General features: G+C 70.8%; 11 protein-coding genes. 2 read left to right on the top strand and 9 right to left on the bottom strand.

What is annotated here, in order from left to right; genetic code table 11:
• The first annotated feature begins 32 nt into the window (after positions 1-32).
• A complete protein-coding gene (locus tag HNR21_RS05745) occupies positions 33-989 on the top strand; it encodes an NAD(P)H-quinone oxidoreductase (RefSeq protein ID WP_182704359.1) in 957 nt (318 codons plus the stop codon).
• Between the two features lie 30 nt (positions 990-1,019).
• On the opposite strand, the gene HNR21_RS05750 is transcribed toward HNR21_RS05745, so the two are convergent.
• On the bottom strand, positions 1,020-2,228 hold the full coding sequence (locus tag HNR21_RS05750; protein ID WP_182704360.1) for an RNA-guided endonuclease InsQ/TnpB family protein: 1,209 nt from the start codon (positions 2,226-2,228) through the stop codon (positions 1,020-1,022).
• Between the two features lie 92 nt (positions 2,229-2,320).
• Between HNR21_RS05750 and HNR21_RS05755 the strand changes: the two genes are divergently transcribed.
• Positions 2,321-2,884, top strand: a complete 564-nt coding sequence (locus HNR21_RS05755; protein WP_119726398.1) for a bacterial proteasome activator family protein — start codon at positions 2,321-2,323, stop codon at positions 2,882-2,884.
• A 142-nt stretch (positions 2,885-3,026) separates the two neighbouring features.
• Here HNR21_RS05755 and HNR21_RS05760 read toward each other — a convergent pair whose 3' ends face one another.
• The 8 genes from HNR21_RS05760 to HNR21_RS05795 all read right to left on the bottom strand — a co-directional run bounded on the left by HNR21_RS05760 (position 3,027) and on the right by HNR21_RS05795 (position 12,471).
• A complete protein-coding gene (locus HNR21_RS05760) occupies positions 3,027-3,875 on the bottom strand; it encodes a Cof-type HAD-IIB family hydrolase (protein ID WP_233358853.1) in 849 nt (282 codons plus the stop codon).
• A 326-nt stretch (positions 3,876-4,201) separates the two neighbouring features.
• Positions 4,202-5,461, bottom strand: a complete 1,260-nt coding sequence (serS, locus tag HNR21_RS05765) for a serine--tRNA ligase (protein ID WP_119726399.1) — start codon at positions 5,459-5,461, stop codon at positions 4,202-4,204.
• Between the two features lie 45 nt (positions 5,462-5,506).
• Positions 5,507-6,325: a class I SAM-dependent methyltransferase gene (locus tag HNR21_RS05770; protein WP_198679306.1), complete on the bottom strand. Its 819-nt coding sequence runs from the start codon at positions 6,323-6,325 to the stop codon at positions 5,507-5,509.
• A 71-nt stretch (positions 6,326-6,396) separates the two neighbouring features.
• A complete protein-coding gene (locus HNR21_RS05775; RefSeq protein WP_182704361.1) occupies positions 6,397-8,085 on the bottom strand; it encodes a hypothetical protein in 1,689 nt (562 codons plus the stop codon).
• A gap of 73 nt (positions 8,086-8,158) precedes the next feature.
• Complete coding sequence (locus HNR21_RS05780) at positions 8,159-9,544, bottom strand: hypothetical protein (RefSeq protein WP_182704362.1); 1,386 nt, start codon at positions 9,542-9,544, stop codon at positions 8,159-8,161.
• Positions 9,545-9,708: 164 nt separating this feature from the next.
• Positions 9,709-10,626: a prephenate dehydratase gene (gene pheA / locus HNR21_RS05785; protein WP_119726403.1), complete on the bottom strand. Its 918-nt coding sequence runs from the start codon at positions 10,624-10,626 to the stop codon at positions 9,709-9,711.
• An 88-nt stretch (positions 10,627-10,714) separates the two neighbouring features.
• Complete coding sequence (locus HNR21_RS05790) at positions 10,715-11,170, bottom strand: DUF4446 family protein (protein WP_119726404.1); 456 nt, start codon at positions 11,168-11,170, stop codon at positions 10,715-10,717.
• Complete coding sequence (locus HNR21_RS05795; RefSeq protein WP_119726405.1) at positions 11,167-12,471, bottom strand: glycosyltransferase 87 family protein; 1,305 nt, start codon at positions 12,469-12,471, stop codon at positions 11,167-11,169. Before HNR21_RS05795 ends, HNR21_RS05790 begins: the two co-directional genes overlap by 4 nt.
• Positions 12,472-12,511 lie beyond the last annotated feature (40 nt).

The following is a 12,511-nucleotide window of genomic DNA, read 5'->3' on the forward strand; positions in this document are numbered from 1 at the left end:
TCATGCGTCGGCCCCCCGGTAGCGTGATTCGCATGCGTGCCATTGCGATCAGGGAGCCCGGCGACCCCGACGTCCTGGAGTGGACCGAGGTGCCCGATCCGGTGCCCGCGGCCGGCGAGGTGGTGCTGGAGGTGGCGGCCGCCGGGGTCAACCGGGCCGACGTGATGCAGCGGCTCGGCTTCTATCCCCCGCCGCCGGGCGCTCCCCCGTACCCGGGCCTGGAGGCGGCCGGCCGCGTCGTCGAGGTCGGCGAGGGCGTGACCGGCTGGCGGGTGGGCGACGAGGCGTGCGCGCTGCTGGCGGGCGGCGGCTACGCCGAACGGGTCGCGGTCCCGGCCGGGCAGCTCCTGCCGATCCCGCGCGGGCTCAAGACGGTGGAGGCGGCGGCGCTGCCCGAGGTCGCCTGCACGGTCTGGTCGAACGCGTTCATGCTGGCGCGGCTGGCCCTCGGCGAGACGTTCCTGGTGCACGGCGGCGGCAGCGGCATCGGCACGATGGCGATCCAGCTCGCCAAGGCGCACGGCGCGCGGGTGGCCTGCACCGTGGGCAGCGCGGAGAAGGCCGAACGGTGCCGCGAGCTCGGCGCGGACGTGGTCATCGACCACACCGCCGAGGACTTCGTCGAGGCCGGCCCGTACGACGTGATCCTGGACATCATAGGCGCCAGGTACCTCGCGCGTAATGTGGAGGCGTTGCGGACCGGCGGGCGGCTGGTGGTGATCGGTCTGCAGGGCGGCCGGCGCGCCGAGCTCGACCTGAACACGCTGCTGGCCAAGCGCGCCGCGGTGCACGCCACCTCGCTGCGGATCCGCCCCTTGGACGAGAAGGCCGCGATCGTGACGGAGGTGCGCGAGAACGTGTGGCCGCTGGTCGAGTCCGGCACGGTCCGGCCGGTGATCGACCGCATCCTCCCGATGGCCGACGCCGCCGAGGCGCACCGCGTTCTGGACGCCGGCGGCCACATCGGCAAGATCCTGCTCACCGTGTGAGACTGGAGAGACTTTGGCCTCTTCCCCCACCTAGAGGCGGGGAAGTCCAGCGGTTGCCCGCTGGGTTTCCTGCTTCACCGCCGACCGCCCCATCCGGGAGGACTCCCGTTGAGGTCTTACATCAGCTCCACAGGCGGACGCCGCCAGCCCGGCGGCCAGGATGTTGCGCGCCGCGTTGATATCGCGGTCGTGGGCGGCGCCACAGTCGCACGTCCACTCGCGGACGTCCAGTGGCAGCTGTCCGTGCACGGTGCCGCACGCACCGCACAGCTTGGAGGACGGGAGAAACCGATCGATCACGACCAGTTCCCGCCCATACCACGCTGCCTTGTACTTCAGCATCGCCCGCATCTGGTGCCAGGCCGCATCGGAGATCGCGCGGGCCAGCGAGCGGTTCTTGAGCATCGTGCGGACGGCCAAGTCCTCGATCACGACCGTTTGGTTCTCACGGACGAGTCGAGTGGTCAACTTGTGCAGGAAATCCCGACGCCGGTCGACGATCCGAGCGTGGATACGGGCGACCTTGCGACGGGCCTTGACCCGGTTGGCGGAGCCCTTCTGTTTACGGGACAGTTCTCGCTGTGCCCTGGCGAGCCGTTCGCGATCCCGCCTCTCGTGCTTGGGATTGGTGACCTTCTCCCCGGTGGACAGGGTCACCAGGGCGGTGAGCCCGGCGTCGATGCCCACGGCCCGGTCCGAGGCCGGGGCGGCGGGGACGGTGTCCTCGCACAGCAGGGACACGAACCAGCGATCCGACGCGTCCCGCGACACCGTCACCGTGGACGGCTCCGCCCCCTCGGGCAGCGGACGCGACCAGCGGATGTCCAGCGGCTCACGCATCTTCGCCAGCTTCAGTCGGCCGTCGCGCCACGTGAACGCCGAGCGGGTGTACTCGGCGCTGCCACGGGACTTCTTCCTGGACTTGAAGCGCGGGTACTCGGCGCGTTTGGCGAAGAAGTTTGCAAACGCCGCCTGCAGATGCCGCAGTGCCTGCTGCAACGGCACCGACGACACCTCATTGAGGAACGCCAGCTCGGGAGTCTTCTTCCACTCCGTCAGCCTGGCCGAGGACTCCGCGTAGGAGAGACGGCGCTGTTCGGTGTACCAGGCCCGGGTGCGTTCCTCCAATGCCTGGTTGTACACCAGACGCACGCAGCCAAACGTGCGCAACAGCTCCATCGCCTGCTCATCGGTGGGGTAGAAGCGGTATTTGAACGCCCGCTTCACCTGCCGCACCATGCTTCACACTCTAACGATTTCCTTGTGAGAGAAGGGAGGGAGCGGCGTTTCCTCCTCTGCCCGAAGGCAGGGGTCTCCGCGTCGCGCATCCTATGAACGAGCCCCGAAGCACCGAGTCCGCCCAGGACCCCCAGGTCGTCGTGGTCGGCCCGAACGGCGTCCCGGTCACCTCCCGGGAGGAGTCCGGTGACGACAACAACGACGATCGTCCGGTCACCGAGATGGTGGAGCAGCCCGCCAAGGTGATGCGGATCGGCGGGATGATCCGGCAGCTGCTGGAGGAGGTCAAGGCCGCCCCCCTGGACGAGGCCAGCCGCGCCCGGCTCAAGGAGATCCACGCCTCCTCGATCAAGGAGCTGGAGGACGGGCTCGCCCCCGAGCTGGTGGAGGAGCTGGAACGGCTGTCGCTGCCGTTCGCCGAGGACGAGGTCCCCAGCGAGGCCGAGCTGCGCATCGCCCAGGCCCAGCTGGTGGGCTGGCTGGAGGGCCTGTTCCACGGCATCCAGACCACCCTGTTCGCCCAGCAGATGGCCGCCCGCGCCCAGCTCGAGCAGATGCGCCGCGCCCTGCCCGCCGGCATCATGCCCGGCGCCGTCCAGCAGCCCGACGAGGACCAGCCCAAGCGCCCCGGCCACACCTCCGGCCCCTACCTGTAGATCGCGCCCCGTCCTCTGCTCCCTCGAGCAGAGGACGGCCGCCCGCCTCCTGTGCGCCCTGGCGCCCACTGGGCCGCGTCGTCCCCTGGCACGAACCTTGCGGAGCCGCCGGTCTGCCGGACCGATGTCCCGGGAGATGACGTCAGTTCGCGGGGAAGAGGCGTTCGAGGACCTGGGCGACGCCGTCGTCGTCGTTGCGGGCGGTGTGGTGGGTGACCACGTCGAGCACGGCGGGATGGGCGTTGGCCACCGCGTACGAGGTGCCCGCCCAGCTCAGCATCGGCAGGTCGTTGGGCATGTCGCCGAACGCCACCACCTCGTCGGCGGTCACCCCGTGCTCGGCGCACAGCTCGGCCAGCGCGGTGGCCTTGGTGACGCCCAGGGCGCTCATCTCCATCAGCCCCCGGCCGGAGGAGTGCGTGACGGTGACCAGGTCGCCCACCGCCGTGTGCACCCGTTCGGCCAGGTGGTCGGGGTGGGCGTCGGGGTGGAGCGCCAGCAGCTTGGTGCCGCCCCGGCTGACCAGGGTGCGGTCGTCCACCGCCCGCCCGCCCAGCGCCTCGGCGTCCCAGCGCCCCGGCCGGAAACGCTCCTCGAACACGAACCCGTCGGCGTACTCCACCGCGAACCGCAGGTCCCCGTCCACCGCGCGCAGCCGCCGCACCACCTCGGCGAGGATCCCGGGCTCGATCAGCCGGGTGCGCACCACGGTCTCGGTGTGCAGGTCGTAGACCACGGCCCCGTTCGCGCAGATCGCGATGCCGTGGTGGCCGACGGCGGCGGCGACGTCGTGCATCCAGCGCGGCGGCCGTCCGGTGACCATGACCAGGACGGATCCGGCGCGTTCCACTCTGGCGAGGGCCTGCACCGTACGGGCCGAGATGGTGCCGTCCGAACGGACGATGGTCCCGTCCAGGTCGGTCGCGACCAGCCGCGGCGTCCGGCCCTCCATCGGAACGGGTTCGGCCACGGACTCCCCCGTATCGGTCATCCCCACTCCTCCCGACGCCCCGCAGGACGGCCCGGCGCCGCGTCCGGCACGTCAAACCACCTTAATTGGCGCTTTCCGGCGACCGGACCGGGGTGGGGATCACCCGGCCTCCGCCCCCTTACGATCGCCTCCGACGCGGTGACGCGGGCGCGGCCCTCCTGACGAGGGACAGGAGCACGCGGTGACACGGGCGGCCCGGGACTGCTTGACCGACCAGGACGCTGACGTGCCTGCTGAGAACGGATGCGCCGGCCGCCAGGCGGGCTCTCGGGAACGGTGAACGCCGGGGCCCTGTGCAGGGCGCCCGGCGTTCGGAGTGCGGTGCGTCAGCGGACGGGTTCGAGGACCTCCAGGCCGCCCATGTGGGGCTGGAGGGCCTTGGGGACCCGGACGGAGCCGTCGGGCCGCTGGTGGTTCTCCAGGATGGCGACGATCCAGCGGGTGGTGGCCAGGGTGCCGTTCAGGGTGGCGACCGGGCGGGTCCTGCCGCTGTCGTCACGGTGGCGGACGGCCAGGCGGCGGGCCTGGAACTCGGTGCAGTTGGAGGTGGAGGTGACCTCGCGGTAGGTGTTCTGTGTCGGGATCCAGGCCTCGCAGTCGTACTTGCGGGCGGCGCTGGCGCCCAGGTCGCCGGCGGCCACGTCGATCACCCGGAACGGCACCTCGACCTTGGCGAGCATCTGCTTCTCCCAGTCCAGCAGGCGCAGATGCTCGGAGTGCGCGTCCTCGGGCGCGCAGTAGGAGAACATCTCCACCTTGTCGAACTGGTGGACGCGGATGATGCCCCGGGTGTCCTTGCCGTAGGAGCCGGCCTCCCGGCGGAAGCAGGACGACCAGGCCACGTACCGGCGGGGGAGGGCGTCGATGATCTCGTCCATGTGGTACGCCGCCAGCGGCACCTCCGAGGTGCCCACCAGGTACAGGTCGTCGGCGGGCAGCCGGTAGACCTCCGCGGCGTGCGCGCCGAGGAAGCCGGTGCCCTCCATCGCCTCCGGCTTGACCAGGACCGGCGGGTACATCGGGACGAAGCCCGCCTCCACGGCCTGCTCCATCGCCAGGTTGAGCAGCGCGAGCTGCAGCCGCGCGCCCACCCCGGTCAGGTAGTAGAACCGGGCCCCGGAGACCTTCGCGCCGCGCTCGGTGTCGATCGCGCCGAGCCGCTCGCCCAGCTCCAGATGGTCGCGGGGCTCGAAGTCGAAGCTCGGCGGCTCGCCCACGTGCTCCAGCACCACGTAGTCCTGCTCGCCGCCGGGGGGCGCGCCGTCCTCGATGACGTTGGGAACGCCCCTGAGCAGCTCGTCCAGCTCGCCGCCCAGCCGGTCGGCCTCCGCCTCGGCCTCCTTGACCTGCTGGGCCAGCTCCTTGGCCCGGGCCAGCAGCGCCTCGCGCTCCTCGCCCTTGGCCTTGGACACCGACTTGCCGAAACTCTTCTGCTCGGCCCGCAACGACTCGAACCGGGACAGCGCCGAACGGCGCCGCTCGTCCAGGTCGATCAGCCGGTCGACGACGGCCTCGTCCTCACCGCGGGCGCGCTGCGAGGCGCGCAGCCGCTCGGGATCCTCTCGAAGAGCTCGCAGGTCAATCACAGACCCGAGGCTACCGGTACGGGCGCACCGCCCGCCGCCCGATATCTAGCCTGTGGACAACCGAACACCACGGGCCAGCAGCGCGTGGGCGGGCACCGCGACCTCGCCGTCCGGGCGCCGGTGTTCCTCGACCCGCCGACCGTAGGCGGCCTTGACCTTGGCGATCGTCGCCTCGTCCTGCCGGGCGAGCACCACCGCGTTCGAGCCGACCCGGGCCATCGCTCCGGTCCGCCACCACTCCTCCGGGTCGATGACGTGCTCCCAGTCCAGCGCCTCGACGCCCGCCTCACCGGCCCCGGCCTCGCGCAGCAGGCCCGCGAAGGCGTCCGGATTGCCGTACTCCATGAACGGCGTCACCGGAATGTCGTCCGGCCACTGCACGCCGACCTCGTCCATGGCCTCCTTGAGCAGCGCCAGCGCCCCGCTGGGGGGCAGCACCCAGCAGGTCAGCGCCAGCCGCCCACCCGGCCGCAGCACCCGCAGCAGCTCCCGCACCGCTGTCACGGGCTCCCCGACGTGGTTGATGACGAAGTTGCCCACCACCGCGTCGAACGCCTCGTCCCCGTAGGGCAGCGACGGCAGCACCGCCACGTCGACATCGGCCTCGGGCACGTTGCGCGCCGCCGTACGCGCCATCCCGGGGTCGGCGTCCACCGCCGTGACCGACGCCCCACGCCGTACGGCCCCGGCCGCCACGATCCCCGGCCCGGTCCCCACGTCCAGCATCCGCGTACCGGCTCCGACCCCCGCCGCATCCAGCAGAGGCCCCACGGTGTAGGCCGTCAGCCGTGCGAACCCCTGCTCGTAGGCGTCGGCCCGCCCGTCCCACAGCTCACGCTCGAACACATCGAAGGCGTTGGTCACACCCCCACCGTAAAGGCCGCGCACCTCACCCGGACAACGTCACGGTGAGGTGCGCGGCCTCCGCGACAGGGTCAGCGCACGTCCACGTAGTCACCGGGTCCCTGGACGCCCAGGTTGGCGGAGCTGCCGTTGTACTTCACCATCCAGGTGCCGTCCTTGGACGCGGTGAACGACTTCTTGAACCACCCCGTCGAGCCGGTCTTCACTGTGGCCTTGGCGGTCCACGTCGTCGACCCGTTCGGCTTGAAGTAGACGGTCACCGAGGCCCCCGTGAGGGCCTTCCACGATGATCCGACGAGACGGTCCAGCCGCCCCTGCACCGTGATGGGCCTGCCCTTGGTGACCGGCTCGGGCGAGGCGTTGAACGAGGACACCCGCGTCCGGTACCGAACGTCCACGTAGTCGGCCCAGCCGATCGATTCCGCGTCCTGGGTGTAGGTGGAGGCGTTGCCGAAGGGGCCGCCGCCGTAATAAGCGCGCCAGTAGCCGTCCCTGCTCGCCACACCGGCCAGCGTCAGCCGCCCCTGGTCGTCGGTCCGGCCGTCCACAACGTGCCGCCACTCCCTCCCGTCCGGAGAGAACCACAGCTGCACGGGGACACCGGCGACCACGGCCCGGTCGGCGGGAGCGTATCGCCGGACGACCTGGGCGCGCATGGTCACCTTGGAGCCTGCACCGACCGGCTCGGGGTCGGCGTTCGACCCGATGATCTCCGTGGGGTAGCTGGCGTAGTGGATGCGGGTGCCGGCTGAGCTCGACGTGTGGTGCCTGTAGTACGAATCGACATTGTGGTTGAAGTAGGCCCAGTAGGTTCCGGACTCGGGAATGGTCACCGGAACCGAGTAGCGCCCATCGGCTCCGGTGCGCACCTCGGTGACCTTCCGATGCGTGTCGGTTCGGTAACCAGAGAACCAGATCTCGACGATCCGATCGCCGAACGGCTCCCATTCGCCGGTGGACCGCTGCCGTTCCAGCCTCCCGGTCACCGTGACGGTGTCGCCGACGAGCGGCCACTCGGGGACGCCGCCGATGGAGAGGCGGGTCTGCAGACGCCGGTACGTCAGCGCGACGCCCGGAGAGGAGGATCCGCCGTAGACGGGTCCGGCGGTGTGGATCAGGCGGACGGTCGATACGCCGCCCATCCGGATCGTTCCGGAGAAGGCCCCCTGCTCGTCGGTGACGAAGGTGTAGGGCAGCCCGTCGACCTGGACCGTCGCACCGGGGTACGGCTCCTCGGTTCCCTCGGTCGTGTGGCGGAGCAGCCGTCCGGACACGGACACCTGGTCATCGATGATGTCGATCTGGGTGGGGGTGACGGTGACGCCCTCGAAACGGGTGGCCAGGCGCCTGGCGATGACGCCGGCGTTCGCCTTGTCGGTACGGGCGCCCGTGGCGTCCCAGACGCTGACGTCGATCGTGTGGTCACCGATGGCGGTGAGGGAGATGGGAGACGCCGAAAGCGCCTCCCATACACGAGTGGAACGCTGCTCGATCTGGAAGTCCTCGACCGTGGTCGCGCCGCCGTCCGGGTGACGCACCACGACCTGCACCCGTTCGATGGCCTGATCGGAGGAGGCGGATACACGGATGTGGTATCCGCCCTCGACGGCCTGCCCACCTGCCGTGATGGTGAACACTGTGGCGGCGATGGCGGGTGGGGGTGTCAGGGCGAGGAAGGCGGGCGCGGGTGCTATGGCCAGCGCGGTGAGGACGGTGGCGAGTCGGCGCACGCGGACCTCCGGGATCAGGACGAGGGGCATGGGGAGGACGGGTCGGAATGATCTTCTGTTGACCGCCGGCACGGCCCCGATGATCACAGGATGATCAAGACGGCTATCGCACGTCCACGTAGTCGCCGGAACCGGTCACGGCCAGGTACGCGGTCTCGCCCCCGTAGACGACCCGCCACGTCCCGTCCTTGGCGGCGGTGAACGTCTTGGTGACGTAGCCCAGCTTCCCGGTGGTCGCGGTGGCCATGTTGCGCCAGGTCGTCGTCCCGTGGGCGCGGAACTGGACGGTCACCTTCTTCCAGGGGAGCGCCGTCCACCCGGTGGCCGTGGTCCGCTGGAGCCGGGCCTTGAACGTGATGGTCCCGCCCTTGCGGACGGGCTCGGGCGAGGCGTTCACCTCGGTGAACCGGGTCCGCTCCCGCATCGGGACGTGCGGGCTCAGGCTCTCCCCCGGAGAGACGTAGTAGTACGGCATCTCACCGGCCCTGATCCGCCACCGCCCAGGGCCGGGGGCAGGTGCCGACAGCCTGAACGCCGAATCGCCGTCGAGTTCCGCGTCGTCGACCTTCTTCCAGGTCCGCCCGTCGGTGGAGTACTCCAGGATCACCGAAGTCGAGGCGACCCGGCTGGAGCCATCGAACTCGTTCCCCAGGACACGGCCGGGAACGGACATCGAGCCGCCCCGCGTCACCGTGGCGGGCCACCTGACATCCGCGTAGCGCGTACGCACGTACACGTCGGGAATGGCCGGAGGGTGCGCGTAGGCCGTTCGCAGGGCACCGGTGCCGGTGTTGTAGAACTGCGCACGGTACGTCGCGCACCGCGCCTTGATCGGCAACGACCCGCCGAAAGCGCCGTCCAACTTGGTGCGGAAGGCGGCGATGCTGTCTCCGCCGTTACCACACCGCACGGTGACGTACTGCGACGGCAGCGGCAGCCACTCGCCCGTGTTCCGCTGCCATTCCAGCCGCCCCGACATGGTGACGGGGTCCTGGGCGAAGACCTTGCCGGTGGGGGTCATCTCGAAGGTCATCCGGGTGGGAACGTTCTGCGTCCCTGTCACGTACACCGACACCGCGGGGCTGCCGGCCGATGCGTAGGGCGCGTCCGCCGGACGCAGGTAACGGACACGGAACCAGTTGGATCCGTGCAGGTAGTAGCTGCCCGCGAACCGTCCGTCGGCATCTGTGACCACCGACAGGACGGGCAGTATGTGCGCCGGGGTGTAGATCGTGGCCCCCGCGAGCGGGTGCTCCACGCCTTCGGCGTCCACATAGACGATGCGCCCTCGGTAGGTCACCAGCCCGTCGGCGGCGTCCAGTTCCGTGGGGGTGACCTCGAACTCGGTGAACTTGGTGGTCAGCAGGGTTTCGTTCGCGGTGACCGTTCCCGGATCGTCCGCGTACGCCGCCGCGGGAAGGGTCCCGAGGGTCAGACCGGCGGCGGTGAGAGCGGCGAGCGAGAGCGTGAGCGGACGCGCACGGAGCATCGGCGTGACTTCCCCACCCAGAAAAGATGATCTAGAAGAAGGCACGCCAGTATGACCACGGGATGATCATCGCCGCAATCGGTTTGCGGATGAAGGCCCGATGAAGGTCCGGGCGATCGCGGATCGGCCGATCCGCCTTTCGCAATCGCCCCGGACGAACGCGCTCAGGAGTGGCCGGCGCGGATGGCGGTGAGCCAGGCGGCGGCCTCGGTGAAGTCGGCGTCGTGGGTGCCGCGGCGGATTTCCGGACGGACCCTGTCGGCCCGCGGATACGAGCCGATGAAACGGACGTCGGCGCAAATACGGCGCAGTCCCATCAGCGCCTCGCCGACCCGCGCGTCGGCCACATGCCCCTCGAAGTCCATCCAGAACAGGTACGACCCCAGCCCCGCGCCGGTGGGACGGGACTGGATCAGCGTCAGGTTGATGCCCCGGATCGCGAACTCGTTCAGGATCTCCAGCAGCGCGCCCGGGTGGTCCTCGCCGAGGAACGCGACCACCGTGGTCTTGTCCATCCCGGTGCGGGCGGGCGGGACGGACGGCCGGCTCAGCACCACGAAGCGCGTCACCGCGTCCGCCACGTCGTGGATGTCCTCGGCCAGCACCGACAGCCCGTAGCGGGCGGCGGCGAACGACCCCGCCAGCGCCGCGTCGTAGTGCCCGTCGGCGACGAGCTGGGCGGCCTCGGCGTTGGAGGTGGCGGCCCGCCACTCGGCGTCCGGGACGTGCGCGTCCAGCCAGCGGCGGCACTGCGGCTGGGCGTGCGGGTGGGAGGCGACGGTCTTGATGTCGGCGTACCGCGTGCCCGGCCGGACCAGCAGCGCGAACGACACCGGAAGCTGCACCTCGCCGACGATCTGCAGCGGCTCCCCGGTCGCCAGCTCGTCCAGCGTGGTCGGCACGGACCCCTCGACGGAGTTCTCCAGCGCGACCACGGCGGAGTCGACCTCGCCGCGGCGCAGCGCGTCGAGGGCGGCGGGGACGGTGGCGTAGGGGATGTGCTCGGCGCCGTCGGCCTCCGGGAGGGAGCGCAGCGCGGCTTCGGTGAACGTGCCCTGGGGACCGAGGTAGGCGAATCGCATCTGGGACTCCTCCGCCGAGGCGAGGAGTGCACGGCGGCCGTGAGACGGAAAGGACGTGGCGTGAGGGAAGTCTACGCGCCCGCGGTTCTCAGGCGTGCGCCGAGGTGGTGTTGCCGCCGAAGTCCGGCAGCGGGTCGTCCATCGACACCTGCGGCCCCTTGCCCAGCCGGGCGCCGCGCAGCGCCTGGTCCTCCTCCGGGGACAGCACCTCGACGCTGCGCCCGGCGCGGACGACCTTGGCGTAGGTGCGGGTCTCGGTCCGGCCGTTGATGGAACTGATGATCACGCCGTCGCCCAGCGCGTTCAGCAGGGCGAGGGAGAACGAACGGCGCCCGGACATCTCCTTGAGGGCGTCATAGTGCACCACCGCGATGTCGCGGAGGGCCTGGTTGTCCACCGTTCCCTCGAGTGCCGCGAGCTGGCGGCGGAGCATCTCCGCGCACTCATCGACGACCTGGTTGACCCGCTTGTGGGCGACCATGGCGAAGGACAGGCCGGCCACCCCGGCGACCACCCCGGCTAGGGCCACTGCGACGAGAATCACGGGGCGAGAGTACCCACCCGGGCCTTTTCCGGAGAAGAAACGGCAGGGCCGGTTTGGGATTGGAGACGGTCGATCAACCAGCGCCCGAGCAGCCAGATCAGGGCGATCGCGGCCAGCCCGAAGGCGTCCTGCACGATCCGCCCGGTGAACCGCTCGACCGCACCGTGCCCCTCGCCGATCAGCCGGGTCCCCCACCACGGGATCCGGAACGCGAAGAACACCGCCACCGGCACCGCGACCAGCCAGCGCCGCAGGTCGCGGCCGTCGCCGACCAGCGCCCCCAGCACCAGCACCACCCACACCAGGTGGTGCACCCAGCCGACCGGCGACAGCAGCACCGACAGCAGCCCGGTGATCGCGATCCCGGCCAGTTCCGCGCTGTGGGCGCGCGCCCCCTCCAGCCGGGTCGCGGCCAGTGATGCGCGGCGGGCCAGCCGGAAGCCGAGGAACGCCAGCAGCGCCACGCACGCCAGCCACAGCAGCGAGGTCAGGGCGTCGGGCCAGTAGAGCCGCAGCAGCATCCCGTTGAGGGACTGGTTGGTGGTGCCGTTGTTGGCCCCGACGCGGTCGTTGTTGAGCATCGCGTCGAACCAGAACGCCAGCGAGTCGTGCGGCAGCACCATGAACGCCAGCAGCGACGCGGCGGCGGCGGTCAGGGTGGCGTTCCAGGCCGCCTGCCGCCGCCCGGTGATCAGGAAGTAGATCAGGAAGACCCCGGGCACCAGCTTGATCGCCGTCGCCAGCCCCACCAGCACGCCGCGCGGCCACCGGGTGGAGGGCGCCAGGCAGTCGGCCGCGCACAACGCCATCAGGAACAGCCCGACCTGCCCGAACCGGGTCTGGTCGTGCACCGGCTGCAGGTACGCCAGGCCCCCGACCAGCGCCCCCGTCACCAGCGGCGCGTACCGTCCGGCCCGGTCGATCAGCGGGCGGAACGCGTACCGGACCCCGACGGCCAGCGCCGCGTAGATGGCGACGACCCACAGCACCTGCACCACCGACCACGGCAGCAGCGCCAGCGGCACCGCCAGCAGCGCCGCGAACGGCGGATAGGTGAACGGCAGCAACTGCGGCGGCTCGGTCAGGAACTCGTACAACGGCGCCCCGCGCAGCACCGCCTCCCCACCCGACCGGTACACGTCCACGTCCACCAGCCGCTGGTCCGGCGGGTTGGTCAGCCAGTGCACCGCGATCGGGGCGACCGCCGCCACCGCGACCAGCACCCCGGCCACCAGGATCGCCAGATCGGCCGGTGACCTCCGGGCGCGCGTCACCGTCCCGTCGCCGCTTCGTCCACCCATGTCTCCATCCTGGCGCAACCAGATGACCGCACCTTCATTA

This window comes from Thermomonospora cellulosilytica (assembly GCF_014138835.1).
In the GTDB taxonomy this organism is placed as follows: Bacteria; Actinomycetota; Actinomycetes; order Streptosporangiales; family Streptosporangiaceae; genus Thermomonospora; species Thermomonospora amylolytica.

Coding starts and splice junctions, on each gene's coding strand:
- HNR21_RS05755 (WP_119726398.1), top strand. CDS start 2,321: ATGAACGAGCCCCGAAGCACCGAGTCCGCCCAGGACCCCCAGGTCGTC.
- HNR21_RS05750 (WP_182704360.1), bottom strand. CDS start 2,228: ATGGTGCGGCAGGTGAAGCGGGCGTTCAAATACCGCTTCTACCCCACC.
- HNR21_RS05780 (WP_182704362.1), bottom strand. CDS start 9,544: ATGCTCCGTGCGCGTCCGCTCACGCTCTCGCTCGCCGCTCTCACCGCC.
- pheA (WP_119726403.1), bottom strand. CDS start 10,626: ATGCGATTCGCCTACCTCGGTCCCCAGGGCACGTTCACCGAAGCCGCG.
- HNR21_RS05760 (WP_233358853.1), bottom strand. CDS start 3,875: ATGACCGATACGGGGGAGTCCGTGGCCGAACCCGTTCCGATGGAGGGC.
- HNR21_RS05745 (WP_182704359.1), top strand. CDS start 33: ATGCGTGCCATTGCGATCAGGGAGCCCGGCGACCCCGACGTCCTGGAG.
- HNR21_RS05775 (WP_182704361.1), bottom strand. CDS start 8,085: ATGCCCCTCGTCCTGATCCCGGAGGTCCGCGTGCGCCGACTCGCCACC.
- HNR21_RS05795 (WP_119726405.1), bottom strand. CDS start 12,471: ATGGGTGGACGAAGCGGCGACGGGACGGTGACGCGCGCCCGGAGGTCA.